This is a genomic window from Nocardiopsis mangrovi, from assembly GCF_042653925.1.
Taxonomy (GTDB): Bacteria; Actinomycetota; Actinomycetes; order Streptosporangiales; family Streptosporangiaceae; genus Nocardiopsis_B; species Nocardiopsis_B mangrovi.
This window is the reverse complement of record NZ_JBHSFQ010000026.1, coordinates 58,597-84,083: the sequence shown is the minus strand read 5'-3', so window position 1 is coordinate 84,083 and position 25,487 is coordinate 58,597. Positions and strand designations below refer to the sequence as shown.

Sequence of the window (25,487 nt, the reverse complement as noted above, 5' to 3'; positions counted from 1 at the left end):
CGCACAGCGCGCCGTCCGCCCGCGCGGCAGGGCCCACGGCCCCGCCGCGCGCGGCGGTCCACTCCGGCGGCCGTGCCCGCTAGAACGGGTCCAGCGTCACCGTGAACGACGTCGGCGCGTGGTCCTGGATGTAGGACGCGAACCCGCCGACGTCGTCGAACGCGAACCCGTAGGCGCGCCCGTCCTCGGCGAACTCGTGCATCACGCGGGCGTAGTGGTTGGCGATCTCGCCCGTGTAGAAGCCGTCGGGGTCGTCCGTGGGCTGGTCGGCGGAGTCCAGCAGGGTCGCGCGGTTGAGCGCCGACCCCAGGATCGCCGCCACCGGGCCCAGGCGGCCGTCGTTGGGGGCGGCCAGCGCCCCGTCACAGAACAGCACGTCGCGAGTGGTGGGCTTGGGGATGGGGTCGAAGCCGCCGTCGAAGACCAGCGCGTCCGAGCCGTCGACCCGGCCGATGAACGTCCCCTCGTTGGTGGTGACGCTCAGGTCGGTGGACCGGTAGCGTTCCCAGACCTCGTCGACGTAGCCGGCGAAGTAGTCCTCGGCGAACAGCCCCTGGTCCAGGCCGTGACCGGGGGCGATGATCCGGGTGCCGTCGCCGACCACGAGCGGGGAGTAGTCGGGGAGGGCGGCGACCGCCTCGAAGATGCGGTCGCGTCCGCCCTCGACGAGGGCGCCGGTGCTCTGGTCCTGCTCTCCGGTGAGCCGGATGGCGATCGGCACGCTGAACTGGTCCACCGTGGTGGTGTTGCAGTACATGCCGTCGTCCTGGTGGGTGAACTCCACCGTGTCGTGCAGGACGCCGAAGTTGGGGTCGGACTCCACCCATCCGGCGGGGTAGGCGAGGGCGGCGCTGCCGTCGCCGGCCTCGACGACCTTGAACCGCAGCTTGTCGCCCATGGCGAAGTACATGCGCCCCGACATCGGCGAGGGCAGGGAGATGCTGGTCTCGCCCGATTCGGACAGGGACAGGGCGTAGTCGGTGTAGCCGTCGTCGGTGTTGTCCGACGCCTGCACCGGGACCATGGCCCCTTCGGCGTTCACCCGCACCTGCTGCCCGGTGCCGAGGTCGGTACCGACGATGTAGACGCGGATGTCGCCGTTGGCGAAGGACCCGCTGTTGTTGACGATGGTCACCGGGAGGGCGGCGGCCGCACCGGAGGCGAGGGAGGCGGTGGAGGAGGGGCGGGGGAGGGCGATTGCCGCCCCCGCACCCCCGAGCGCGGCGGCGGCGCCGAGGCCGCCCACGAAGCTGCGTCTGCTGATCACGCCGAGCGATTCCTTTCGGTGGGGTGCGCCATGTGTGCACGCACCGGGGACGGCCAATCTGACCGCCGTCCGGCGGAGCGTCAAGGGCCGCTCACTACGCGTGGGGTGCGTGCCGTGGCACGGGGCGCCGTCACCACTGGAAACAAACCTTACTAGTGACGTAGATCACCATGTCATCCCCGAGAGCGCTCTCTTCACGCACAGTGACCGGCGCGGCGTGCGGGCCGCCCTGAGGGACGGGGCGCGCGGGCGGCGCCCAGAGCGGGCGGGGAATCGCCCTCAGGTCTTCCGTGTTCGCACGGGTGTACGGGGCCTTAGCGGGGTAACGTGCACACAACAGGCGCCGCGATCAAGGTTGAGGCGGCTCTGCTTGGGCCAAGATAAGGGCGAGAGCCCCGATCGAGGAGGTTGCTTCCATGGCGACGAAGGACACCGGAGGCCAGCAGCAGGCCAATCGCCGCGACGACGAGGTCGAAGAAGTCGAAGCAAGCGCCGACGTTGTGGAACGCAACGAGAAGCTCGACGAGGACGTCGACGACATCCTGGACGAGATCGACGAGGTCCTGGAGAGCAACAGCGAGGACTTCGTCCGGCAGTTCGTGCAGAAGGGCGGGGAGTAGGGGCGGGCCCGGGGGGAGACGCCGACCGGGAGGTCCCGGGGCGCGCGGCGCCCGGGATTCGCTCACAGCGGAGCCCGGCCAGGTGAGTACGCCTTCGACTTCTTTGATCAGTAGGGTCATCGGTACCTGGTAAGAGAACAACCTCTCGCGCCCCGCCCGCCCCCTTCGATGGGCGGAGCGCCACCCGAAGGGAGTCGCGTGTCCCAAGCGTTCGACGGCGGTGGACGGCTGCCCGCCGCGTTCATGAATGCCGCAACCTCCTCTTTCAGCGAGTTCCTGGGCGAGGTCAGCCCTGAACTGCTGCCGGGGCGGACGGAGATTCCGCAGGGCGTCGCCTCTTCGCACCTCACTCCCGAGGCCACGACCATCGTCGCGCTGACCTACCCCGGGGGCGTTCTCCTGGCGGGCGACCGCCGCGCCACCTCCGGGAACGTCATCGCCAACCGCGACATGGACAAGCTGTTCCGGACCGACGAGTTCTCCGCCGTCGCCATCGCCGGGGCCGCCGGGATCGGCATCGAACTCGCCAAGCTGTTCCAGGTCGAGCTGGAGCACTACGAGAAGATGGAGGGGCGCCCGCTGTCCCTCGAAGGCAAGGCCAACAAGCTCGCCACCATGATCCGCGGCAACCTCGGCATGGCCCTGCAGGGGTTCGTCGTCGTGCCGCTGCTCGTGGGCTTCGACCAGGCGAGCGGCATCGGCCGGATCTTCAGCTACGACCCCGTGGGCGGGCGCTACGAGGAGCACCGCTTCCACTCGATCGGCTCCGGATCGGTCTACGCGCGCGGCTCGCTGAAGAAGCTCTTCACCGACGAGCTGTCCCAGGAGGACGCCGCGCTCGTCGCCGTCCAGGCCCTCTATGACGCAGCCGAGGACGACTCCGCCACCGGCGGACCCGACCTGCACCGCAAGATCTTCCCGCTCATCGATGTGATCACCGGGGACGGCCACCGCCGGCTTCCGGCCGAGGACGTCGAACGGCTGGCCCGGACCGTGGTCGAGGGCCGCGCCGACCGGCCCGACGGCCCGACCGCACCGCTGCACTGACGCCCACGCCCGACGACTTCAGTAAGGAACGATCCGCGGTGTCGATGCCGTTCTACGTGTCCCCCGAACAGAGCATGAAGGACAAGGCGGACTACGCGCGCAAGGGGATCGCGCGCGGCCGCAGCGCCGTCGTCCTCCAGTACGAAGGCGGCATCCTGTTCGTCGCCGACAACATGTCCCGCACCCTGCACAAGATCAGCGAGCTCTACGACCGGATCGCCTTCGCCGCGGTCGGCCGCTACAACGAGTTCGACAACCTGCGGACCATGGGCGTGCGCTTCGCCGACGTGCGCGGGTACGCCTACGACCGCAGCGACGTCAACGGCCGGATGCTCGCCAACCTCTACGCCCAGACCCTCGGCACGGTGTTCAGCGAGAGCAACAAGCCGTGGGAGGTCGAGGTCGTCGTCGCCGAGGTCGGCGACACCGCCGCGACCGACGAGATCTACCGCATCACCTTCGACGGATCGGTCGTCGACAAGCACGGCTTCCTCGCCATGGGCGGCTCCGCCGACCGGGTCGCGACGGCCATCCAGGAGCGCTTCGACAAGGACGCCTCCTTGGACCGCGCCCTGGCGACCGCCATGCACGCGCTCGCCCACGAGAACGGCGAGCAGCGCGACCTGGAGGCCGCGAGCATGGAGGTCGCGGTCCTCGAACGCGCCCGGGGCGAGCACCGGAAGTTCCGCCGCATCCAGGGCGACCGGCTCAACCGGCTCGTCGAGCAGGCGAACGGGTCCGCGGACGGCGGTGACTCCGACGCCGATTCCTGAAGCGGCCCGGCCGCACCGCGGCCACCAGGCCGCCGGGCGACGCGGGGCACCCCCCGCGGGTTCCGGCGGCCCCGCCGCGTTTCCCGTGCGCTCGCGGAGCCGAAGAATAGGGTGGAGTCGTTGCGGTGCCGCGGCGTGGGCCGGCGGCCGCGACCCTTGGACGCAGAACGGGTGAGGCCACATGGAACGACGGATCTTCGGCCTGGAGAACGAGTACGGCGTCACCTGCACGTTCCGGGGACAGCGCAGGCTGTCGCCGGATGAGGTGGCCCGCTACCTGTTCCGGCGCGTGGTGTCGTGGGGGCGCAGCAGCAACGTCTTCCTGCGCAACGGCGCCCGCCTCTACCTCGACGTGGGCAGCCACCCCGAGTACGCCACCCCCGAATGCGACAGCCTGCTCGACCTCGTCGCCCACGACAAGGCCGGCGAGCGCATCCTGGAGGGCCTCCAGGTCGACGCCGAGCAGCGGCTGCACGAAGAGGGGATCGCCGGCGAGATCTACCTCTTCAAGAACAACACCGACTCCGCCGGCAACTCCTACGGCTGCCACGAGAACTACCTGGTGGGGCGGCACGGCGAATTCGGCCGCCTCGCCGACATCCTGATCCCCTTCCTGGTCACCCGCCAGATCATCTGCGGCGCCGGAAAGGTCCTGCAGACCCCCCGCGGCGCCCTGTACTGCGTCAGCCAGCGGGCCGAGCACATCTGGGAGGGCGTCTCCTCCGCCACCACGCGCTCGCGGCCCATCATCAACACCCGCGACGAGCCGCACGCCGACGCCGAGCGGTTCCGGCGGCTGCACGTCATCGTCGGCGACTCCAACATGAGCGAGGTCACCACCCTGCTCAAGCTGGCCTCCACCGACCTCGTGCTGCGGATGATCGAGACCGGTGTCGTCATGCGCGACTACACCCTCGAAAACCCCATCCGCGCCATCCGCGAGGTCAGCCACGACATGACCGGCCGGCGCAAGGTGCGCCTGGCCAACGGGCGCGAGGCCAGCGCGCTGGAGATCCAGCGCGAATACCTGGAGAAGGTCCAGGCCTACGTCGACCGCAACGGCACCGACGCCACCGGCAAGCGCGTCCTGGAGCTGTGGGCGCGCACCCTGGAGGCGGTCGAGACCCAGAACCTCGACCTGGTGGCGCAGGAGATCGACTGGGTCGCCAAATACAAGCTGCTGGAGCGCTACCGCGCCAAGCACGGCCTGTCGCTGTCCTCGCCGCGCATCGCCCAGCTCGACCTCACCTACCACGACATCCACCGCGACCGCGGCCTGTTCTACCTGCTCCAGCGCAAGGGCCGGATGGAGCGGCTGGTCGGCGACCTCCAGATCTTCGAGGCCAAATCGGTGCCGCCGCAGACCACCCGGGCCCGGCTGCGCGGCGAGTTCATCCGCAAGGCCCAGGAGAAGCGCCGCGACTTCACCGTCGACTGGGTGCACCTGAAGCTGAACGACCAGGCCCAGCGCACGGTCCTGTGCAAGGACCCGTTCAAGGCGGTCGACGAGCGCGTCGAGAAGCTCATCGCCGGAATGTGACGGACCGCGAGGGCACGGCACTCTTACGTCGTTCTCACCCTGAAGCGGCAGGATGGTCCTTTCGATAGTGTGTCGGGGACCTGAGCCGGATATTGAGGTTGTGACCTATGCGACGTCGTGCCGCCGCCCTCGCGGTGCCGTTCTCCGCCGTCCTGCTGGCGGTGACCAGCTGCGGGGCGATCCCGGAGGAGTGGCGAACCCCCGCATTCATGCGCTCCGACGAGCCGGAGTTCGACGAGCGCCTGCCCACCGTCACCGGTGACGTGGGCGAGGAGCCCGATGTCGAGTTCCCGAGCATCGCCCCGCCCGGCGAGCAGATCTCCGGTGTCGCCCACCGCGGCGCCGGCGAGGGAGCCCTCGTGCGCACCGACGACATGATCGTCGCCGACATCGTCGACTACCAGTGGACCGGCGAGGGCGAGGCCGAGAAGACCAACTCCACCTACGACACCGGCACCCCCGTCCTGCTCGAACTGGCCCAGATGAACGAGGAGCTGACCGGCAGCCTCGCCGACCAGCCCGTGGGCAGCCGGGTCGTCTTCAACTTCCCCGCGCAGGACCCCGCCGAGGCCGCCTCCATGGGCCAGCCCGAACCCGAGCCCGGCGACTCGGTGTCGATCGTCGACATCCGCTCCCGCTTCGGGCGCGGCGACGTCGTCCCCGGTGAGCAGACCACCGACGGCGGCGGCGACGGCCTACCGACCGCCCCCGACCCCGGGCACGACCGGCCCGAGATCACCATCCCCGAGGACACCGACCCGCCCGGCGGGCTGGAGAGCACCCGGCTCATCGAGGGCGACGGCCCCGAGGTCGAGGCCGAGCAGCAGCTCGTCGTCCAGTACACCGGTGTCACCTGGAACGACGGTGAGGTGTTCGACTCCACGTGGGACCGCGGCGGCGCCCCCGCCACCTTCCCGATCGGCGTCGGACAGGTCATCGAGGGCTGGGACGAAGGGCTGGTCGGCCAGAAGGTCGGCAGCCGGGTGATGCTGACCATCCCCGAGGACCTCGCCTACGGCGAGGCGGCGGCGGAGTCCGGGTCGCCCGAAGGAACGCTCGTCTTCGTCGTGGACATCCTGGGCGCCGTCGACAGCCCGCCGGCCCCCGAGCCCGAGGCGTCCGGCGAGCCCGAAGCCTCCGCCGAACCCGAGGGGTAGCCCCGCACGGCGGGGCGCGCGGTCAGAGCAGGGCGGCGGCGTGCCGCCCTGCCGCGGCCGCCGCCAGGAAGTAGGCGGGGTCGTCGGCGAACGGCCGGCCCATCGTCGACAGCCGCAGCGGCAGGTCCGCCAGCGCCGTCTCAAGGCCGTCGGTGTCCACCTCGACGAGCCGGTGGCGCGCGCCCAGCGCCGCGGCCTGCTTGCGCACGCGCTCGCCGAACGCCCCGGGCAGCACGGGCACGGCCACGTCGGCCGGGGCCAGCGCCACCTTGCCGTAGGCGGTCAGGCTGTGGTGGGAGACGCCCTGGTGGCGCTCGCGCCGGTCGGCCTCACTGACCCGCAGGCAGGCCACGGGGCGCCCGCCCAGTACGGCCGCGGCGTTGACCGCCTCGCCCGCCGCTACCCCGGAGAACCCCCACGCGGTGCCCGTGCCGAGGTTCCCGGGCCCCTGCGCGACCACCGCGATGTCGGCGCCGGCCACCAGCCGGGCCGCCAGCAGCCCGGTGTGCACGGTCACCGTCTCCAGGTCGCCGCCGAACGCCTGGCCGGTGGTGATCGTGGCCCCCAGGAGCCCGGCGCGCGCGAGCGCCGGGACCGCGCGCGAGAACGCGGCGGGCAGGGCCGCGCCGTCGAGCATCACGTAGGCGGCGCGGGTGCCGGGACGCGCCTGGGCGATCCCGGCGAGCACCGCTGGCAGCGCGGAGTGCAGGTCGGCGACGACCACCGGCATGCCGCCGATGTCGTCGGCGTCGCGCAGCACGCCGTGGTGCGGCGAGTCCTGCTCATCGGCGCCCAGCACGGTCGCCTGCAAGGGCGTGTAGCGGGCCTTCACCAAGTGGCCGGGCCCCCCGGGGTCGGCGGCCGGCCGGTCGGGGATCGCGACCACCATGGCGTAGCCCCCGGTGCCCAGCCCCATGTCCAGGGCGGTGGTGTTGAGCAGGACGCGGTCCCCCGGCGCGGGTGTCCCCACCAGGTCGGTGTAGGCCAGTGCCCGGCAGGCCCGCCCGGGGGCACCCGGCGGGCCGGCGACGACGACGTCGAGTTCGGCCGCTCCCCGCCACTCGCGGACGACCCCGCGCACATGTGCTGACCGCCATTTGATCACTTGAGGCACGGTACCGTCATGCCTGAAGCAGGCGCGGTGACGGCGCGCGGAGACGCGGAGGGAAGCGGCCCATGTCGCAGAAGAAGACCGAACGGCAGCTCAACCTGGTGATCTGCCTTCTGGCGACACGCCGTTTCCTCACGGCGCGCGAGATCCGCGCGACGGTCGCCGGCTACGACGAGGCCGAGAGCGACGCCGCGTTCAAGCGCATGTTCGAACGCGACAAGCGCGAGCTCCGCGACAGCGGCATCCCCATCGAGACCGGCGGCGGCGACCTCTGGAACGACGAAGAGGGCTACCGGATCTCCCGCGCCGACTACGAGCTCCCCGAGATCGAGCTCAAGGCCGACGAGGCCGCCGTGCTGGGCCTGGCCGCCCGCGCCTGGCGGCACGCCGCCCTGGGCGAGGCCGCGGCCAACGCGGTCATGAAGCTGCGCGCGGCCGGGGTGCCGGTCGACTCCGACGCCGCCCCCGGCATCACCCCGATGCTGGGTACCGACGAACCCGCGTTCCTGCCCATGTGGCAGGCGGTGCGCGACCGCCGGCCGGTGGAGTTCGACTACCGCAAGCCCGGCGCCGGCGTCGGCCGCCGCCGGCTGGAGCCCTGGGGCGTGGTCAACGTCCAGGGCCGCTGGTACGCGGCCGGGTACGACCGCGACCGCGGCGCCCGGCGGGTGTTCCGGCTGGGCCGTATCGTCGGCACCGTCCGGGTGGTGTCCACCGGGCCCCCGTTCGAGGTGCCCGAAGGCGTGGACGTGCGCTCGGTGGTGCGCGCCCAGCCCGCCGAGCCCGAGCGGGTGGCGCGGCTGCGGGTGCGCGCCGACTCCGCCCACGAGCTGCGCCGGGGCGCGCTGCGGATCGCGACCGGCGCGTTCGAGGCGGGGCGGGGCCGCTGGGACCAGGTCGACCTCCCCTACAGCGACGTCGCCGACCTGGTGGGCGGGGTCGCCCGGTTCGGCGACCGGGTGCTCATCGAGGCGCCGGAGGAGGCCCGCGACGCCCTGGTCGCGCACCTGTCGTCGGTCGCCGGCCACGTGCCCGACCCCGCCGAGGCGGCGGCGCAGGAGGCGGAGGGCGCCGAGCCGGTCGCCGAGGGCCGGCGCGCGTCGGCGTCCTCCGAGCAGCTGCGCCGGCTGCTGATGCTCGTGCCCTACGCGCTCAGCCACGACGTGCGCGTGCCCGAGGTGGCGGCGCACTTCGGGCTCTCGGAGCGCCAGGTGCTCAAGGACCTCGGCCTGCTGTGGATGTGCGGGCTGCCGGGCTACACCCCCGGCGACCTCATCGACGTCGACCTGGAGGCCGCCGAGGCCACCGGGGAGATCATCATCGGCAACGCCGACACCCTGGCGCTGCCGCTGCGGCTGTCCGCCGACGAGGCCGCCAGCCTCATCGTGGGCGTGGACCTGCTGGGCGGCCTCCCGGGGGTGGCCGACAGCGACGCGCTCAAGCGGGTGGGGGAGAAGCTGCGCTCGGCGGCGGGGCGGGCCGTGGACCGGCTGGCCGACGCCGTCGAGGTGCGCATCGACCTCAGCGAGGAGGTCCGCGAGGTGCAGCGCCGCTGCGACGAGGCGCTGCGCTCCGGCCAGCTGCTGCACCTGCGCTACCTGTCCGGCTACGTCGACGAGGTCACCGAGCGCGACGTCGACCCCATGGGCCTGGTCGTGCAGGACGGGCAGCCCTTCCTGGAGGGGTGGTGCCGGCTGCGCGGCGCCGTCCGGCTGTTCCGGCTCGACCGGGTCCTGGACCTGACCGTGCTGCCCCAGGCCGCCGAGGTGCCCGCCCGCGCCCGCCGGCGCGACCTCAAGGGCGGTGTGCTCCAGCGCTCCGCCGACGACGCCCGCGTCACCCTGGAGCTCGACGCCTCCGAGCGGTGGGTGACCGAGGAATACGTGTGCTCCTCGGTGCGCGACCTGCCCGACGGCCGGCTGCGCGCGACACTGCGCACCCCGGCCCCCGCCTGGGTGCGCCGGCTGGCCCTGCGCCTGGGCCCGCGGGCCCGCGTGGTGGCGCCCCTGGAGATCGCCGAACACGTCCGGGAGGACGCCCGGCGGGCGCTGGCGGCCTACGAGGGCGGCGCATAGTATGGCGGGCGGATGTCCGGTTCGTCCGGGCACCACGTGGGACCTGGTCGTTCACCCTCGGTCCATCTCCGGTCCCATAACGACGCAGTAAGGTGGGAACGTGGTCGCGATCGCCGTACTCGGCACCGTCACCCTCGCCGGACTCGCCGTTCTGATCCTGCTCGCGGTCCGGATGTCGACGGAACTGCACCGCCTGCGGGAACAGATCGCGCGGACCCGGCGCGAGGTCGAGCCCGCGTACCGGAGGCTCCATGCGGCACAGGCGCACGGGCGGACCGACACCCGCTGATCCGCCGCGGAGCGGGGGAGTACCATCAATGGCGCAGAGCGCCGTCGAGAGAGGTAGCACAAGATGGGTTTCGGACCGCGTGAGCTTCTTATCCTGTTGCTCATCGCCCTGGTGCTGTTCGGGGCGAAGAAACTGCCGGACCTGGCCCGGTCGATCGGTCGCAGCGCCCGCATCCTGAAGGCCGAGACCAAGGGCCTCTCCGATGAGGAGCAGGAGGAGCAGAACCGCCAGCAGCAGGCGCAGGCCCAGGCCCAGCAGGCGGCCGCGCCCCAGCCGCAGCCGGCACCGCAGCCGCACTACGAGCCCCAGCCGCAGCAGTCCGCCTACCCGGAGCTGCCCGCCGGCCAGCGGATCGTCAACGAGAACGGTGAGACCATCCGCCGGGGGCCGGCCTCCTGAGGCGGTCCACGGCCGAACGGCTGAACACGGCCCCTGGCGACAGGGGCGGCGGGGCCTGAGCGGCCCCGGGCAGGACGCCGGCGCAGCCCCCGGGCGGGCGCCGCGAATCGGTGCGGGTCAGGTGCGAGGGGTGTAAGCGGGCGATGCAGGTGCGACGGCAACGGGAGACCAAGGACCCCGAAGGCCGCATGCCGCTGATGGACCATCTGCGCGAACTGCGCAACCGGGTCGTCTTCGCGCTGCTGTTCGTCTCCGCCGGGTGCGTGGTCGGCTTCCTCGTCTTCGACCCCGTGTGGGACTTCCTCCAGCGGCCCTACTGCGAGGTGCCGCAGGTGCGGGAGACCGGCGAGTGCGAGCTGATCTTCACCGGCATCTTCGACGCGTTCTTCCTCAACTTCAAGGTCGCCGCGATCGTCGGTGTGCTCGTCTCCAGCCCGTTCTGGCTCTACCAGCTCTGGGCGTTCGTCGCCCCGGCGCTGCGGGGGCGCGAGAAGCGCTACACCTACTACTTCATCGGTGCCGCGGTCCCGCTGTTCCTCTCCGGCGCGGCCCTGGCCTACTACATCACCGGCCTGGCGATGGAGGTGCTCTTCGGGTTCGGCACCGAGGGCATGGTCCAGATGATCGACATCACGAGCTACCTGAACTACATGATCACCATGATCCTGGTGTTCGGGGTCGCGTTCGTGGTCCCGCTGATCGTGGTGCTGCTGAACCTCATGGGCGTGCTCTCGCACGAGGTGCTCGCCAAGTGGCGGCGGCTGATCATCTTCGTCATCTTCGTCATCGCCGCGGTCGTCACCCCGGCCGAGCCGATCTCCATGCTGGCCCTGGCCATCCCGCTGGTCGTCCTCTACGAGGCGGCCGAGCTGGTCTGCTTCCTCAACGACCGCCGCAAGGGGCGCAACGACCCCTACGCCGACCTCGACGACGACGAGATGTCGGTCATCGAGGACGCCGATACCGGCGATGACATCCCGGGCCTGCCTCCGAAGCGCTAAGGTCGTCCGCGGACCTGGACGGCGAGGGCGCCGTCGGGGCACCGCCGTATCCACCGATGGCCGAAGGAGCGTCCGACCGTGCAGAACCCGTCCGCCGATCAGCCCAAGCGCGAACTGCCGCCGGAGGCGCAGGGCAACGAGAAGTGGCACGACACCACGCACGCCGTGTGGAAGCGGTCGTCGCTGTCCAGCGAGGAGTCCGACGCCATCGTCGAGGTCGCCAAGTTCGACGACGGATTCCGCGCGGTGCGCGACGGCAAGAACCCCGAGAAGGGCACGCTGTTCTTCACCCCCGCCGAGTGGGAGGCGTTCGTGCTCGGCGCCAAGGACGGCGAGTTCGACATCCCCGAGGAGTACCTCACCCCCGAGGAGGCCGCCATCCAGCGCGGCGACGTCCCCGTGACCGCGGTCCCCGCGCCCGGTACCCCCGCCGCCGCGCGCGACACCGACGACGGCGACCCCCGCGCCGGCGCGCAGTAGCCCCGGAGCGGACCGGCGGGCGCGGGCCCGGGGGCGGCGCCCGCGGCCGAATCCGGCCCCTGACAGGGCGGCGGGGGCGCGCTCGTCACCATCACACCCTAGGCTTGATCGATATGAGTACGCACGCCGCCCGCTACGCCGAGTTCCGCCGGCGCCAGGCCGAGTCCAGCGCGACGATCGAGGAGTTCCAGGGCCTCTACGGCTTCGAGTTCGATCCGTTCCAGATCCGCGCCTGCAAGGCGCTGGAGACCGGCGACGGCGTGCTGGTGGCGGCGCCCACGGGGTCGGGCAAGACCGTGGTGGGGGAGTTCGCGGTGCACCTCGCCCTGCGCGGCGGCGCCAAATGCTTTTACACCACCCCCATCAAGGCGCTGTCCAACCAGAAGTACACCGACCTCGTGCGCCGGTACGGCGCCGACAAGGTCGGCCTGCTCACCGGCGACAACAGCGTCAACGGCGAGGCGCCCGTCGTGGTCATGACGACCGAGGTGCTGCGCAACATGCTGTACGCGTCCTCGCACACCCTCCAGGGCCTGGCCTACGTCGTCATGGACGAGGTCCACTACCTCGCCGACCGGTTCCGCGGCGCGGTGTGGGAGGAAGTGATCATCCACCTGCCGGAGTCGGTGCGCATGGTCGCGCTGTCGGCCACCGTCAGCAACGCCGAGGAGTTCGGCGACTGGCTGCAGCAGGTCCGCGGCGACACCGCGGTCATCGTCGACGAGACCCGCCCGGTCCCGCTGTGGCAGCACGTGATGGCGGGCAAGCGCCTGCACGACCTCTTCGTCACCGTGGAGGAGCAGGCCGAGGGCGGCGCCGACGAGGACGAGGACGGCCGGGGCCGCAAGCGGTCGCGCAAGCGCGACCGCCGCGAGGGGCGCGACGGCACCAAGCCCGTGGAGATGGTCGTCGGCGGGGAACGGCTCCAGGTCAACCCGCGGCTGATCCGGCTGGCCCAGGAGGACGACCGCGTCACCCAGCTCGCCCACCGCCGCCGCCACCCGCAGACGCGGTCGCGCAGCACGCCCCGCCCCCGCTCCAAGTTCGCCCCGCCCAGCCGGGTGCAGATCATCGACGAGCTGGACCGCGAAGGGCTGCTGCCCGCGATCACCTTCATCTTCAGCCGGGCGGGCTGCGACGACGCCGTCCGCCAGTGCGTGCAGTCCGGGCTGGTCCTGACCACCGACCCCGAGGCCGAGGAGATCCGCGCCTACGCCGAGCGGCAGTGCGCCGACATCCCGCCGGCCGACCTCGTGGTCCTGGGCTACCACGAGTGGCTGCGCGCCCTGGAGCGCGGTGTGGCCGCCCACCACGCCGGGCTGCTGCCGGCGTTCAAGGAGGTCGTCGAGACACTGTTCTCCCGCGGGCTGATCCGCGCGGTCTTCGCCACCGAGACCCTGGCCCTGGGCATCAACATGCCCGCGCGCAGCGTGGTGATCGAGAAGCTCGACAAGTGGAACGGCGAGACCCACGCCGCCCTCACCCCCGGCGAGTACACGCAGCTCACCGGGCGGGCGGGGCGCCGCGGCATCGACGTCGAGGGGCACGCGGTGGTGATCTGGCAGCCCGGCACCGACCCGCAGGCGGTCGCGGGCCTGGCCAGTACCCGCACCTACCCCCTGAACTCCAGCTTCCAGCCGTCCTACAACATGGCGGTCAACCTCGTGGGCCAGGTGGGCCGCGAGCGCAGCCGGAACATGCTGGAGTCGTCCTTCGCGCAGTTCCAGGCCGACCGCGCGGTGGTCGGGCTGGTGCGCCAGCTGCGCAAGCACGAGGAGGCGCTCCAGGGGTACGCCGAGGCCGCCCAGTGCCACATGGGCGACTTCATGGAGTACGCGGCGCTGCGGCGGCGGCTGAGCGACCTTGAGGCCCAGGCGTCCAAGGGCCGCAGCGCGCGCCGCCGGGACGAAGCCGTGCGCAGCCTGGAGCGGCTGCGGGCCGGCGACATCATCCGCATCCCCTCCGGGCGCCACACCGGCTTCGCGGTGGTGCTGGAGCCCGGGACGCGCGGCGACGTCCCCGCTCCGCTGGTGCTGACCGCCGGACGCCAGATCAAGAGGGTCAACGCCGCCGACTTCCCGGTCCCGGTCGAGCCCGCCGGGCGGCTGCGCATCCCGAAGAACTTCTCCGCGCGCTCCGCGCAGTCCCGGCGCGATCTGGCGTCGTCGCTGCACAACAAGTTGCAGGAGACCGGCGGGGAGGCCCCGCGCGACCGCCGCGGCGGAGGCGGCGACGGCGGCGGCGGCGAGGACCCCGAGATCCGCGCTGTGCGCCGCGAGATGCGCGCCCACCCCTGCCACGGCTGCCCCGACCGCGAGGACCACGCGCGCTGGGCCGAGCGCTACTTCCGGCTGACGAAGGAGACCGAGGGGCTGCGCCGCCGGGTCGAGGGGCGCTCGCACGTCATCGCGCGCACCTTCGACCGGGTCTGCGGCGTCCTCCAGGACCTCGACTACCTCGACGGCGACACCGTGACCGACGAGGGCCGCCGGCTCGCCAAGATCTACTCCGAGCTGGACCTGCTCGTCGCCGAGTGCCTGCGCCGCGGCCTGTGGGAGGACCTGGGGCCGGTGGAGCTGGCGTCGTGCGCGGCGTCACTGGTGTACGAGTCGCGCCGCTCCGACGACGCCTTCCCGCGCGTCCCCGAGGGGCCGATCGGCGACACCCTCGTGGAGATGGAGCGCCTGTGGGGCGAGCTCGGCGAGGTGGAGCGCGACCACCAGGTCTCGTTCCAGCGCCGGCCCGACCTCGGGTTCGTCTGGCTGGCCTACCGCTGGGCGCGCGGCGACCGGCTCGACCGCATCCTGATGGAGGCCGAGCTGCCCGCGGGCGACTTCGTGCGCACCGCCAAGCAGCTGATCGACATGCTCGGCCAGATCGCCGACGCCGCCCCCGGCGACTCCCGCGTGCGCGCCACGGCCCGCAAGTCCGTCGACCTCGTCCGCCGCGGAGTGGTCGCCTACACGTCGGTGGCCTGACGCCTTCGCCGCGGCGGCCGTACGCCACCGACACCGGTGGCGTACGGCCGCCGGCGCGCCGCTGAGGCCGGGCGGCACCGCTCCGGGCGGCCGAACAACGGTCCAGCGGATACCGGCGGCGCCCCGGACCCCGTGTGCGCACGGGATCCGCGTGGTGCGCCGCCCCGTGCGGGCTGCGGTGGGGGCGGGTCCACCGGTCCGGTAAAGTGCCGTGCGTCACCATGTATGTGGACGACCTACTAAATGCGGGCGTCCGTGGCGCGAAGGGGATGGCATGGCCGTTGAGCGCACTCTTCCCACCGACGAGGCCGCCGAGCTGCTCGGCCTGGTCCGCGACATCGCCGCCAAGGAGCTGGCGCCCCGCGCCGCCGCCGACGAGGAGGCCGCCCGCTTCCCGCGCGACCTGTTCGCCCTGCTGGGCCGCTCCGGCCTGCTCGGGCTGCCCTACCCCGTCCGCTACGGCGGCGGCGGCCAGCCCTACGAGGTCTACCTCCAGGCCGTCGAGGAGCTCGCCGGCGCCTGGCTGGCGGTGGGGCTGGGGCTGAGCGTCCACACGCTCTCCTGCTTCCCGCTCGCGGAGTACGGCGACGACGCCCAGCGCGCCGCGTACCTGCCCGCCCTCCTCGGCGGTGAGCTCCTGGGCGCCTACTGCCTCTCCGAGGCCGCTTCCGGGTCCGACGCCGCCTCGCTGGCCACCACGGCCCGCCCCGACGGCGCCGGCCACCGGATCGACGGCGCCAAGTCGTGGATCACCCACGGCGGGGCCGCCGACTTCTACACCGTCTTCGCCCGCACCGGCGGCCCCGGATCCGGGGGGCGCGGAATCAGCTGCTTCCACGTACCCGCCGCTGCCGAGGGCATCAGCGCCGATCCGCCGGAGCGCAAGATGGGCATGGCCGCCTCGCCCACCGCGGTCGTGCGCTTCTCCGGCGTGCGTACGGACACGCGCGTCGGAGAAGCGGGCCAGGGGTTCCCGATCGCGCTGGCCGCGCTCGACTCCGGGCGGCTGGGGATCGCCGCGTGCGCGGTCGGCGTCGCCCAGGCGGCCCTGGACCTGGCCGTGGCCTACTCCCGCGAGCGCGCCCAGTTCGGCGCCCCCATCGGCGACTTCCAGGGGGTCGGGTTCCTGCTCGCCGACATGGCCACCGCCACCGCGGCGGCCCGCGAACTCTACCTCGCGGCGGCGCGGCTGCGGGACTCCGGGCGGCCGTACGGGGCGCAGGCCGCCATGGCCAAGCTGTTCGCCACCGACACCGCCATGAAGGTCACGACCGACGCCGTGCAGGTCCTCGGGGGCAGCGGCTACACCCGCGACTTCCCCGCGGAGCGCCTGATGCGCGAGGCGAAGGTCCTCCAGATCGTCGAGGGCACCAACCAGATCCAGCGGATGGTGATCGCCCGGGGGCTGGCCCGCGGCGCCGACCCGGTGGCCGGGCGGGCCCGGTGAGCAAGCCCGCCGACATCGCCGTCATACCAGGGGAAAACAGCGGAAAATCCGACGTCGCAGGCGGTTTGGCGGATACGAGTTCATAACAGGGCTTCGCGGCGTCTGTCGCCTCGGGACATTCGCTGATACGAAATGTGCAAGAGCCGAGTGGTGCATGCCACGTGGCGCGCACCACAGATGTTATGAGTGGAAACGGGCAGGGTGCCCGGCAATGGAGCCGGTGGAGGCGGATCGTGGCGAGAGTCCGATTGGCGGGGGTCGCTAAGACCTATCCCGATGGCACGAGCGCGGTGAAAGGGCTCGACCTCGATATCGCCGACGGGGAGTTCCTTGTCCTCGTCGGCCCCTCGGGATGCGGCAAGACCACCGCCCTGCGCATGGTCGCGGGGCTGGAGGAGATCAGCGGCGGGACCCTGACCATCGGTGACCGGGTGGTGAACCGCACCCCCTCCCGCGACCGCGACGTCGCGATGGTCTTCCAGAGCTACGCGCTCTACCCGCACCTGTCCGTGCGCGACAACATCGGCTTCGGCCTCCAGCTGCGCAAGGTCGCGAAAGCCGAGATCCGCTCCCGCGTCGAGGACGCCGCCAGGACCCTCGGCCTGACCGAGCACCTCGACCGCAAGCCGCGCAACCTCTCCGGCGGCCAGCGCCAGCGGGTCGCCATGGGCCGCGCCATCGTGCGCAGCCCCCAGGCGTTCCTGATGGACGAGCCGCTGTCCAACCTCGACGCCAAGCTGCGCGTGCAGATGCGCGCCGAGATCTCCCGCATCCAGCGCGACCTGGGCGTCACCACCATCTACGTCACCCACGACCAGGTCGAGGCGATGACCCTGGGCGACCGGGTCGCGGTCATGAAGAAGGGCGAGCTCCAGCAGGTCGCCGCCCCGCAGGAGCTCTACGACCACCCGGTCAACCTGTTCGTCGCCGGGTTCATCGGCTCGCCGGCGATGAACCTCCTCCAGGGCAGCCTGGAGGCCGACGGCGCGGGCGCCCGGCTCACCCTGGGCGACCAGCACCTGGCGGTGCCCGCCGAACTGCTCGACGAGCGCCCGCCCCTGCGCGACTACCTCGGCCGCGAGGTCGCCGTCGGGATCCGCCCGGAGGACATGGACGACGCCGACCTCGGTACCGAGGCCGACGGCTCCGTCCTCACCTCCACCACCGAACTCGTCGAAGCCCTCGGCGCGGAACTGCTCGTCCACTTCACCCTCGGCGCCGCCCCCGTCGTCACCGAGGACACCAAGGAGCTGGCGCGCGACGCCGGCGCCGACACCGACCTCGACTCGGGCCGTCGTTCCAGCGGCGTCATCGCCCGGTTCAGCCCCCGGTCCCGGACCGCGATCGGCGCACCCATACGCGTGCGGGTCGACACCGGGCGGCTGTATTTCTTCGATCCCGTCACGGGAGCAGGGATCTGGGGGGACCCCGCACCCGCCCACCAGCAGAAAGAGGGAACCCATGCCTGACAACCCGCGAAGAGCGCGCGGCGCGATCGCCGTCGCCGCGGCCGGAGCCCTGCTCGCCACCGCGTGCAGCCCCGGCGCCGGGCCGGGCGGCGGCGGAGGCGAGCTGAGCGGCGTCGAACTCCTGGTCGCCGCCAAGTGGACCGGAATCGAGCAGCAGAACTTCGAAGAGGTCCTGGCCGGGTTCGAAGAGCAGACCGGCGCCACCGTCTCCTACGAGTCCACGGGCGAGGACACCGGCGCCTACCTCGGCCCCAAGCTGGAGGCCGGCGAGCCGCCGGACATCGCGATCCTGCCCCAGCCCGGCCTGGTCCAGGAGTACGCCGAACAGGGCGCGCTCGTGCCCCTGGCGGGCGACGCCGCCTCGGTGCTGGAGGAGGACTACACCGACTACTGGCGCGAGCTGGGGTCGGTCGACGGCGAGGCCTACGGCATCCTGCTGAAGGCCGCGCACAAGTCGATCATCTGGTACCGCCCCGACGCCTTCGCCGATGCCGGGGTCGAGCCCCCCACGACCTGGGACGACCTGACCGGCACCACCGCCACCACCCTCTCCGACGCCGGCATCACCCCCTTCGCCATGTGCGGCGCCTCCGGGTGGACGCTCACCGACTGGTTCGAGAACGTCTACCTCTCGCAGGCCGGGCCGGAGCAGTACGACCAGCTGGCCGCGCACGAGATCCCCTGGACCGACGACTCCGTCGTCCAGACCCTGGAGACCCTCGCCGACATCTGGGGTGAGGACTCCATGATCAACGGGGGCAGCGACGGCGGGGTGCAGACCGACTTCCCCACCTGCGTCACCGATGTCTACGGCCAGCAGAACGCCGCCATGGTCTACGAGGGCGACTTCGCCGCGGCCAATGCCGTCGAGGCCGGCGCCACCGTCGGCGAGGACGCCGTGGCCTTCCCCTTCCCCGCGGTGGGCGATGAACCGCCCCTGGTGGTCGGCGGCGACATCGCCGTCGGGATGGGCGAGGGCGAGGGCGTGCAGGAGCTCCTCGCCTACCTGGCCTCCGCCGAAGCCCAGACCACCTGGGCCGGCCTGGGCGGCTACCTGTCGGCCAACTCGTCGGTCGCCACCGACGCCTATGAGGACGAGTTCACCCAGCAGCTCGCGCAGACCGTCCTGGACGCCGGCGACTCCGTCCGGTACGACCTCTCCGACCAGGTGCCCAGCGGGTTCGGCGCCACCGAGGGCCGGGGCATGTGGTCGATCCTCCAGGACTTCCTGCGCGACTCCTCCGACCCTGAAGCCGCCGCGGAGGAGTTGGAGAACGCGGCATCGGACGCGGATTCCTAGACGAAGAGTGGATGTCCATGGCGACCACCGGTGAGCCGGAGGCGGTGCCGCTCAGCGGCACCCCCGAACCGGCCGAGACCGGGGACGCCGCCGCCCCCACGGGGTCGGGCCGTCTCGGCCCGCCCTCGTGGCTGGCGCTGGTGTTCCTGCTGCCCGCCCTGCTGTTCCTGGGCGCGTACATGCTGTACCCGATCCTGTTCTCCGTCTACCGCAGCCTCTGGGACGCCGCCGGCCTGGAGTTCGTCGGTGTGCAGAACTACATCGAGCTGTTCACCACTCCTTCGACCTTCGTCGCGCTGCGCAACAACGTCATCTGGGTGGTCGTCGCGCCCATCGTGGTGACCGTCGCCGGGCTGCTGTTCGCCGTGCTCACGGAGCGCATCCGCTGGGCGACCGCGTTCAAGATGATCGTCTTCATGCCGATGGCGATCTCGTTCCTGGCGTCGGGCGTGATCTTCCGCCTGGTCTACGAGCAGGACCCCGACCGCGGCCTGGCCAACGCGGTCATCACCACCGTGCAGGACACGATCTCGCCGTCGGCCGCCTTCCCCGATGCCCGGCCGCGGCCCGAGTCCCCGCTGGCCGCCGCCGACGGCGGCTTCGAACTCGGCGACGAGGTCGCCACCGGCGAGACCGCGCTCATCCCGCTGGTGGGCGTCCAGGCCGACGACCTGCCCGGCGGCACCGAGCCCGCCGCGGCGGCCGAACCCGCAGACGGCACCGTGACCGGAACCGTGTGGCTGGACTTCACCCGCGGCGGCGGCGGGGAGGAGGGCGCGATCGATCCGACCGAGATGGGCCTGCCGGCCATGGAGGTCCAGGCCGTCAGCGGCGGCCAGGTCGCCGGCACCACGCTCACCGACCCCGACGGATCGTTCGCGTTCGACGGCCTGGCCGAGGGCTCCTACACGCTCCGGCTCTCCGCGGCGAACTTCACCGAGCCCTACAACGGCGTCACCTGGCTGGGACCGACCCTCATCACCCCGGCCATCATCGGCGCCTACCTGTGGGTGTGGGCCGGCTTCGCGATGGTGCTCATCGCCGCCGGGCTGTCGGCGATCCCGCGCGACGCGCTGGAGGCCGCCCGGGTCGACGGCGCCACGGAGTGGCAGGTCTTCCGCCGGGTGACCGTCCCGCTGCTGTCGCCGGTGCTCATGGTCGTCTTCATCACGCTGATGATCTACGTCCTGAAGATCTTCGACCTGGTGTTCATCATCGCCCCCGGATCGGTCCAGCGCGACGCCAACGTGCTGGCCGTGGAGATGTGGCGGGTCTCCTTCGGCGGCGGCAACGACCAGGGCCTGGGCAGCGCCCTCGCGGTGTTCCTGCTGGTGCTGGTCGTTCCCGCGATGATCTTCCAGATCCGACGGTTCCGCCAGGAGAACAAATGACCACCGTTAGTGAAGCCGAGGCCCCGGCACCGGTCGCCGACGAAGCGGAAGGGGCGCCGCGCCGGTCGGTGGCGTCCAGGATCGTGAACCGGCTGGGGTCGGGCGTACTCCAGGTGGTGCTGATCCTCATCGCGCTGTTCTGGCTGGTGCCCACGCTGGGCCTGTTCGTCTCCAGCCTGCGCTCGCCGCAGGACAACGCCGCGTCGGGATGGTGGGAGGCGCTCGCCCGGCCCTCGCAGATCACCCTGGAGAACTACGCGGGCCTGCTCGACAACTCCGGGTTCGTGGCGTCGTTCTTCAACACGGTGCTGATCACCGTCCCGGCCACCGTGCTGATCGTGGTCATCGCGGCGCTGGCCGCCTATGCGTTCGCGTGGCTGGAGTTCCCCGGGCGCGACTGGCTGTTCCTGGTCGTGGTCGGGCTGCTCGTGGTGCCGCTCCAGGTGGCGCTGGTGCCGGTCGCCCAGATGTACGGCGGGATCGGGATCTACGGCTCGATCGCCGGCGTGGTGCTCTTCCACGTCGGCTACGGCCTGCCGTTCGCGATCTTCCTGCTGCGGAACTTCTTCGCGGGCATCCCGCGCGACCTCCTCGAGGCGGCGCGCATGGACGGCGGCAAGGAGTTCACCATCTTCCGCCGGGTGATCCTGCCGCTGGGCGGGCCGGCGATCGCCTCGCTGGCCATCTTCCAGTTCCTGTGGGTGTGGAACGACCTGCTGGTGGCGCTGGTGTTCGCCGACGCCGCCAACCAGCCCATGACCAAGGCGCTGCAATCGGAGATGCGGCAGTTCGGCGCCAACATCGACGTCATCTCGGCGGGCGCGTTCCTGTCCATGGTGGTGCCGCTGGTGGTGTTCTTCGCGTTCCAGCGCTACTTCGTCCAAGGGGTCATGGCCGGTGCCGTGAAGTAGGCGCCGCCGGCCGGGCGAACGCGCAACGGCCCGGCCCGCGTGAGCGGGCCGGGCCGTTGCGCGTGCCGGGGTCAGGCGGGCGCCTGGTAGCCGATGGCCAGGCCGCTCTCCTTGTCGAAGTAGTGCAGCTGGGTGACGTCGACGGCGAGCTCGATGGAGCCGCCGGGCCGGACCTGGCTGCGGGGGTTGACCCGGGCGGTGAACAGCGAGCGGTCGCCCGACAGCGGGAGCGCGGCGTCGGCGTCCTCGCCGTCGCCGGCGGCGTCGGCGGCCAGCGCCGCGGCGTCGTCGTGCTTCACCGGGGGAGCGTTGACGCCGAAGATGACGTTGATCTCGGTGCCCAGCTCCTCGGTGACGTCGGCCTTGACCTCCATGGTCGCGGCGCTGTGCGAGGAGAGCGCGGCGTCTTCGAAGTCGGAGGGCCGGATGCCCAGGATGATCTGCTTGCCCAGGTGGTCGCGCAGGCCCGGGCGGGCGTCGACCGCCTCGGCCGAGACCGGCAGGGCGTGGTCGGCGAACTTCAGCACCGCGCCCTGGCCGTCCTGCTGGAGTTCGGCGTTGATGAAGTTCATGGCGGGCGAGCCGATGAACCCGGCGACGAACAGGTTGACCGGGCGGTCGAACAGGTTCTTGGGGGTGTCGACCTGCTGGAGCCGGCCGTCGCGCAGCACCGCCACGCGGTCGCCCAGGGTCATGGCCTCGATCTGGTCGTGGGTGACGTAGACCGTGGTGACGCCCAGGCGCTCGTGGAGCTGGTTGAGCGAGGCGCGCATCTGCACCCGCAGCTTGGCGTCGAGGTTGGACAGCGGCTCGTCCATCAGGAACGCCTGCGGTTCGCGGACGATCGCGCGGCCCATGGCGACGCGCTGGCGCTGACCGCCGGAAAGGGCGGCCGGCTTGCGCTTGAGGTAGGGCTCCAGGCCGAGCATCGCGGCGGCCTCGTTGACCCGCTTCTCGATCTCGGGCTTGGGGATCTTGCGCAGCTTCAGCCCGAAGGCGAGGTTCTGCTCGACCGTCATGTGCGGGTAGAGCGCGTAGTTCTGGAAGACCATGGCGATGTCGCGGTCCTTCGGCGGGCGGTCGTTGACGACCTCCTCACCGATCTTGAGGTCGCCGTCGGTGATCTCCTCCAGGCCGGCGATCATCCGCAGAGCGGTGGACTTGCCGCAGCCGGAGGGGCCGACGAGGACCATGAACTCGCCGTCGTTGATCTCCAGATTGAGGTTGTCGACGGCCTTCACACCGCCCGAGTAGACCTTGTCGACGCCGTCGAGGACGATCTTCGCCATGGGGCAACAGCTCCCGTGTCACTGCGCTCGCCCGGGGGCCGGATCGAGCGGTTCTGCCGAGTGGTGATCGAACTGTATCGATCTGCTCGATTCATCGAACACCAACGGAGCCTTTCTGTCGAGGGTTCGCACGATTTCGATCTGGTTTCATCCACCATGTGAGACCGGATTCCCGCAGGTGGAGAGGTGCCGGGCGGTCGGACCTGACTGGCATGTGGCCAGCGGGTGCGTTAGCCTGGCGACGGATATCCGGTTCCCCTGACTCGGGCCCGCGCATGCGGGCGCGCGCCGGGGCGGCGGCCAAGCGGGTCCCGACACGTGGCCCGGGGGTTGCGGCACTCGACGGGGAGTCTGGGTAATCTACTGACCAGTCCAGCACTGGACGGACCGGTTGAGCGGTCCGGTTCTTGCCCGAGCGGCCGTCGCACCACGCACCAGGTGCGGCCGGAGGTCGGGGAAGGACCGGCGCCCGCGACCGGGCGGGGGGTTGGACCCGGAGAAGGCCCGAACATCCAGTAGACAACGGTCTCCGCGCTCGCCGCCGACGAGACGGATCCGGTCCGAAGGGTGGTTTCGGGCCTTTTCCGCGTCCCCCTATCTCCCCCATATCCATCGAAAGCGAGCCCGGCGTGGAAGCAGTGGACGCCCAGAGAGCGGAGCGCGCCGGCGACTCGGCCCCCGTCGGCGTTGCCCCCGATCCGGTTCCGGGTCCGGTGCCCGGCGGCCCCCACACCTTCCTGCGCGCCCTCGCGGCGCTCGCCTCTGGCGCGGCCCAGCTCTTCGCGCTCCCCCCGTACGACCTCTGGCTGCTGGGGCCGTTCAGCGCCGCCCTGCTCGCCTGGGCGCTGATGGGAACCCGTCCCCGCCGTGCCGCCTGGCTCGGGCTCCTCGCGGGGGCCGCCCTCATGTTCCCGCTGGTGCGCTGGCAGGACGTCTTCGGCGCCGACGTCTGGCTGGCCATCGCGGCCCTGGAGACCGCCTTCTTCCTCCCCATGGCGATCGGGATCGCCGTCGTCTCCCGGCTGCCCGGCTGGCCCGTGTGGACCGCGGCGGTGTGGGTGCTCCAGGAGGCCGTGCGCGCCCGCTTCCCGCTGGGCGGATTCGCCTGGGGCAAGCTCGCCTTCGCCCAGCCCGACACCCCGTTCTCCGGGTACGCCGCGTGGGGCTCCTCGGCCCTGGTGACCTTCATGGTGGCCCTCACCGGCGCGCTGCTGCTGTGGGCCGTGCTGCGCGTCGCCCGCGCCCCCCGCACCGCCCTCCTGCCCGCGGGGGCCGCCGCGGTGGGCGCCGCGGCCGTCCTCGGCGCGGGGACGATGGTCCCCTCCATCGGGGCCCCCACCGTCGACCACACCGCCACCGTCGCCCTGGTGCAGGGCAACGTGCCCGGCATCGGGGAGATGAGCGTCCTCGGCGAGCGCATGCAGGTGCTGGAGAACCACATCGACGGCGTCCACGAACTCGCCCGGCAGGTCCGCGCCGGGGAGGCCGAGCAGCCCGACCTCGTGGTGCTCCCCGAGAACGCCAGCGACATCGACGCCTACGCCGACCCGCAGGCGGCCGCCATGATCGACGCCGCGGCCGCCGATATCGGCGCGCCCCTGCTGTTCGGCATCACGCGCTACAGCGACGACGGCTCCGAACGCGAGATCCGCTCCGTCGTGTGGGACCCCGAGGACGGGCCCGGCGACCACTACACCAAGCGCCAACTGATCCCCTTCGGCGAGTACGTCCCCTACCGCGACTTCTTCACCCGGTTCGTCGAGCGCCTGAACCAGATCGGCAGCGACGGCGTGCCCGGCACCGAGCCCGGGGCGCTGGAGCTGGGCGGCACCACGGTCGCCGCGGCCATCTGCTTCGACATCGCGTTCGACACCCCGGTGCGCGAGTCCGTGGCCGAAGGCGGCCAGATCATCGTGGTGCCGACCAACAACGCCAACTACAACTTCACCGGTCAGACCGATCAGCAGCTCGCCATCACGAGGCTGCGCGCGGTCGAGCACGGCCGCCCGGCCGTGGTGGCCGCCACCAGCGGGGTCAGCGCGGTCGTGGCCGCCGACGGCTCGCTGGAGTACCGTTCGCCCGAAGCCGAACCCGCCGTGTACGCCACGGAGCTGCCCGCGATGACCGGCCTGACCCCCGCGACCCGGCTGGGCGCGCTGCCCGAAGGCGCCATCGGCGCCGTGGCCGCGGCGGCCGTCGCCGGTGCGGTCGTCCTGGGCCGGCGCCGGGGTGCGGTCCGCGCCGCGCCGCCGGGGGAGGCCCGGGCGGCCGGTGCGGGACCGGCGGCCGGGTGACCGCGCGAGCCGCGGGCCCGCCGGGAACGTTCCTCGGCCCTGAAGCGTTCTTGACAGTGGGATGACGCGATTCCGAGGATGGGACCCATGCCGCTGCTGATCGTTCTGTCGCTGATGGCGATGCCGTTCATCGAGATCTGGCTGATGGTCCTCGTCGGCCAGCAGATCGGGCCCGCCTGGACCATCGTCGCGCTGTTCGCGCTGAGCGCGTCCGGCATTCTGGTGGTGCGCCGGGCCGGGATGAAGGCGTTCCGCGAGGCGGACGCCGCCATGCGCACCGGGCAGCAGCCCAAGCAGGGCGTGCTCGACACCGTGATGCTGATGGTCGGCGGGATCCTGCTGATCATCCCTGGGTTTCTCACCGGGGCGCTGGGCGCCCTGATGGCTCTGCCGGTGACCCGGCCGCTGCTGCGCTGGGCGTTCAGCGGCTGGGCCGAGCGGCGGGTGAAGCGGATGCGCGAACGCGCCGAACGCGAGTTCGCCACGATCGGTGTGCACGTGCCGGGGCAGGCGCCCGGCGACGGCCCGCCGCGTGCCGGGAGCGGCAAGGTCATCCGGGGCCACATCGTCGACGACGGCCCCGCCGACCCCGCTGCCCGCTGACCTCCGGCGGACCGCGGACCGGACCAGGGGGTGGTCCGGCGGCCAC

At 72.0% G+C, this 25,487-nt stretch carries 21 protein-coding genes; 18 read left to right on the top strand and 3 right to left on the bottom strand.

Annotated elements, in window-relative coordinates; genetic code table 11:
* Positions 1–79: 79 nt before the first annotated feature.
* Positions 80–1,267, bottom strand: a complete 1,188-nt coding sequence (locus ACFO4E_RS22490; protein WP_378577923.1) for a beta-1,3-glucanase family protein — start codon at positions 1,265–1,267, stop codon at positions 80–82.
* Between the two features lie 416 nt (positions 1,268–1,683).
* Here ACFO4E_RS22490 and ACFO4E_RS22485 point away from each other — a divergent pair, with 416 nt between their 5' ends.
* The 5 genes from ACFO4E_RS22485 (at position 1,684) to ACFO4E_RS22465 (ending at position 6,404) form a co-directional block, all read left to right on the top strand.
* A complete protein-coding gene (locus ACFO4E_RS22485) occupies positions 1,684–1,887 on the top strand; it encodes a ubiquitin-like protein Pup (protein WP_378577921.1) in 204 nt (67 codons plus the stop codon).
* Positions 1,888–2,085: 198 nt separating this feature from the next.
* Positions 2,086–2,934 carry a proteasome subunit beta gene (prcB, locus tag ACFO4E_RS22480; protein ID WP_378577919.1) on the top strand — a complete coding sequence of 283 codons (849 nt, stop codon included), beginning with the start codon at positions 2,086–2,088 and terminating at the stop codon, positions 2,932–2,934.
* A gap of 44 nt (positions 2,935–2,978) precedes the next feature.
* Positions 2,979–3,707, top strand: coding sequence for a proteasome subunit alpha (prcA, locus tag ACFO4E_RS22475; protein WP_378577959.1), 729 nt, complete (start codon positions 2,979–2,981; stop codon positions 3,705–3,707).
* 181 nt (positions 3,708–3,888) lie between these two features.
* The gene (gene pafA, locus ACFO4E_RS22470; RefSeq protein WP_378577917.1) at positions 3,889–5,247 is read left to right on the top strand and encodes a Pup--protein ligase; all 1,359 of its coding nucleotides are present in this window, start codon (positions 3,889–3,891) and stop codon (positions 5,245–5,247) included.
* Positions 5,248–5,354: 107 nt separating this feature from the next.
* The gene (locus ACFO4E_RS22465; RefSeq protein WP_378577915.1) at positions 5,355–6,404 is read left to right on the top strand and encodes an FKBP-type peptidyl-prolyl cis-trans isomerase; all 1,050 of its coding nucleotides are present in this window, start codon (positions 5,355–5,357) and stop codon (positions 6,402–6,404) included.
* Between the two features lie 22 nt (positions 6,405–6,426).
* Here ACFO4E_RS22465 and ACFO4E_RS22460 read toward each other — a convergent pair whose 3' ends face one another.
* Positions 6,427–7,509 carry a DUF3866 family protein gene (locus tag ACFO4E_RS22460; protein WP_378577913.1) on the bottom strand — a complete coding sequence of 361 codons (1,083 nt, stop codon included), beginning with the start codon at positions 7,507–7,509 and terminating at the stop codon, positions 6,427–6,429.
* Between the two features lie 71 nt (positions 7,510–7,580).
* On the opposite strand from ACFO4E_RS22460, the gene ACFO4E_RS22455 reads away from it, so the two are divergent.
* The 11 genes from ACFO4E_RS22455 to ACFO4E_RS22405 all read left to right on the top strand — a co-directional run bounded on the left by ACFO4E_RS22455 (position 7,581) and on the right by ACFO4E_RS22405 (position 21,255).
* Positions 7,581–9,590 carry a helix-turn-helix transcriptional regulator gene (locus ACFO4E_RS22455; protein ID WP_378577911.1) on the top strand — a complete coding sequence of 670 codons (2,010 nt, stop codon included), beginning with the start codon at positions 7,581–7,583 and terminating at the stop codon, positions 9,588–9,590.
* A 100-nt stretch (positions 9,591–9,690) separates the two neighbouring features.
* The gene (locus ACFO4E_RS22450) at positions 9,691–9,879 is read left to right on the top strand and encodes a hypothetical protein (RefSeq protein WP_378577909.1); all 189 of its coding nucleotides are present in this window, start codon (positions 9,691–9,693) and stop codon (positions 9,877–9,879) included.
* Positions 9,880–9,942: 63 nt separating this feature from the next.
* Entirely contained in the window at positions 9,943–10,278 is a 336-nt protein-coding gene (gene tatA, locus ACFO4E_RS22445; protein ID WP_378577907.1) for a Sec-independent protein translocase subunit TatA, read from the top strand.
* 188 nt (positions 10,279–10,466) lie between these two features.
* Positions 10,467–11,279, top strand: a complete 813-nt coding sequence (gene tatC / locus ACFO4E_RS22440) for a twin-arginine translocase subunit TatC (protein WP_378577957.1) — start codon at positions 10,467–10,469, stop codon at positions 11,277–11,279.
* Positions 11,280–11,357: 78 nt separating this feature from the next.
* Entirely contained in the window at positions 11,358–11,759 is a 402-nt protein-coding gene (locus ACFO4E_RS22435) for a DUF397 domain-containing protein (protein ID WP_378577905.1), read from the top strand.
* Between the two features lie 113 nt (positions 11,760–11,872).
* Entirely contained in the window at positions 11,873–14,737 is a 2,865-nt protein-coding gene (locus tag ACFO4E_RS22430) for a DEAD/DEAH box helicase (RefSeq protein ID WP_378577903.1), read from the top strand.
* Between the two features lie 274 nt (positions 14,738–15,011).
* A complete protein-coding gene (locus ACFO4E_RS22425; protein ID WP_378577901.1) occupies positions 15,012–16,184 on the top strand; it encodes an acyl-CoA dehydrogenase family protein in 1,173 nt (390 codons plus the stop codon).
* Positions 16,185–16,417: 233 nt separating this feature from the next.
* Positions 16,418–17,653, top strand: a complete 1,236-nt coding sequence (locus ACFO4E_RS22420; RefSeq protein ID WP_378577899.1) for an ABC transporter ATP-binding protein — start codon at positions 16,418–16,420, stop codon at positions 17,651–17,653.
* Positions 17,646–18,953, top strand: a complete 1,308-nt coding sequence (locus ACFO4E_RS22415) for an ABC transporter substrate-binding protein (protein WP_378577897.1) — start codon at positions 17,646–17,648, stop codon at positions 18,951–18,953. The genes ACFO4E_RS22420 and ACFO4E_RS22415 overlap by 8 nt, the downstream gene beginning before the upstream one ends.
* Positions 18,954–18,970: 17 nt before the next feature.
* On the top strand, positions 18,971–20,344 hold the full coding sequence (locus ACFO4E_RS22410; RefSeq protein WP_378577955.1) for an ABC transporter permease subunit: 1,374 nt from the start codon (positions 18,971–18,973) through the stop codon (positions 20,342–20,344).
* Entirely contained in the window at positions 20,341–21,255 is a 915-nt protein-coding gene (locus tag ACFO4E_RS22405; protein WP_378577895.1) for a carbohydrate ABC transporter permease, read from the top strand. Before ACFO4E_RS22410 ends, ACFO4E_RS22405 begins: the two co-directional genes overlap by 4 nt.
* Before the next feature lie 71 nt (positions 21,256–21,326).
* Here ACFO4E_RS22405 and ACFO4E_RS22400 read toward each other — a convergent pair whose 3' ends face one another.
* Positions 21,327–22,544 carry an ABC transporter ATP-binding protein gene (locus ACFO4E_RS22400; protein WP_378577894.1) on the bottom strand — a complete coding sequence of 406 codons (1,218 nt, stop codon included), beginning with the start codon at positions 22,542–22,544 and terminating at the stop codon, positions 21,327–21,329.
* A gap of 638 nt (positions 22,545–23,182) precedes the next feature.
* Here ACFO4E_RS22400 and lnt point away from each other — a divergent pair.
* The gene (gene lnt / locus ACFO4E_RS22395; protein ID WP_378577953.1) at positions 23,183–24,838 is read left to right on the top strand and encodes an apolipoprotein N-acyltransferase; all 1,656 of its coding nucleotides are present in this window, start codon (positions 23,183–23,185) and stop codon (positions 24,836–24,838) included.
* Positions 24,839–24,925: 87 nt separating this feature from the next.
* Positions 24,926–25,441, top strand: coding sequence for an FxsA family protein (locus ACFO4E_RS22390; protein WP_378577893.1), 516 nt, complete (start codon positions 24,926–24,928; stop codon positions 25,439–25,441).
* Positions 25,442–25,487 lie beyond the last annotated feature (46 nt).

What these genes read in the sequence shown, in the direction of transcription:
- prcA (WP_378577959.1), top strand. Translation starts at nt 2,979, where the DNA reads ATGCCGTTCTACGTGTCCCCCGAACAGAGCATGAAGGACAAGGCGGAC.
- ACFO4E_RS22485 (WP_378577921.1), top strand. Translation starts at nt 1,684, where the DNA reads ATGGCGACGAAGGACACCGGAGGCCAGCAGCAGGCCAATCGCCGCGAC.
- tatC (WP_378577957.1), top strand. Translation starts at nt 10,467, where the DNA reads ATGCCGCTGATGGACCATCTGCGCGAACTGCGCAACCGGGTCGTCTTC.
- ACFO4E_RS22455 (WP_378577911.1), top strand. Translation starts at nt 7,581, where the DNA reads ATGTCGCAGAAGAAGACCGAACGGCAGCTCAACCTGGTGATCTGCCTT.
- ACFO4E_RS22390 (WP_378577893.1), top strand. Translation starts at nt 24,926, where the DNA reads ATGCCGCTGCTGATCGTTCTGTCGCTGATGGCGATGCCGTTCATCGAG.
- ACFO4E_RS22405 (WP_378577895.1), top strand. Translation starts at nt 20,341, where the DNA reads ATGACCACCGTTAGTGAAGCCGAGGCCCCGGCACCGGTCGCCGACGAA.
- ACFO4E_RS22430 (WP_378577903.1), top strand. Translation starts at nt 11,873, where the DNA reads ATGAGTACGCACGCCGCCCGCTACGCCGAGTTCCGCCGGCGCCAGGCC.
- ACFO4E_RS22425 (WP_378577901.1), top strand. Translation starts at nt 15,012, where the DNA reads ATGGCCGTTGAGCGCACTCTTCCCACCGACGAGGCCGCCGAGCTGCTC.
- tatA (WP_378577907.1), top strand. Translation starts at nt 9,943, where the DNA reads ATGGGTTTCGGACCGCGTGAGCTTCTTATCCTGTTGCTCATCGCCCTG.
- ACFO4E_RS22465 (WP_378577915.1), top strand. Translation starts at nt 5,355, where the DNA reads ATGCGACGTCGTGCCGCCGCCCTCGCGGTGCCGTTCTCCGCCGTCCTG.
- ACFO4E_RS22415 (WP_378577897.1), top strand. Translation starts at nt 17,646, where the DNA reads ATGCCTGACAACCCGCGAAGAGCGCGCGGCGCGATCGCCGTCGCCGCG.
- pafA (WP_378577917.1), top strand. Translation starts at nt 3,889, where the DNA reads ATGGAACGACGGATCTTCGGCCTGGAGAACGAGTACGGCGTCACCTGC.
- ACFO4E_RS22410 (WP_378577955.1), top strand. Translation starts at nt 18,971, where the DNA reads ATGGCGACCACCGGTGAGCCGGAGGCGGTGCCGCTCAGCGGCACCCCC.
- ACFO4E_RS22400 (WP_378577894.1), bottom strand. Translation starts at nt 22,544, where the DNA reads ATGGCGAAGATCGTCCTCGACGGCGTCGACAAGGTCTACTCGGGCGGT.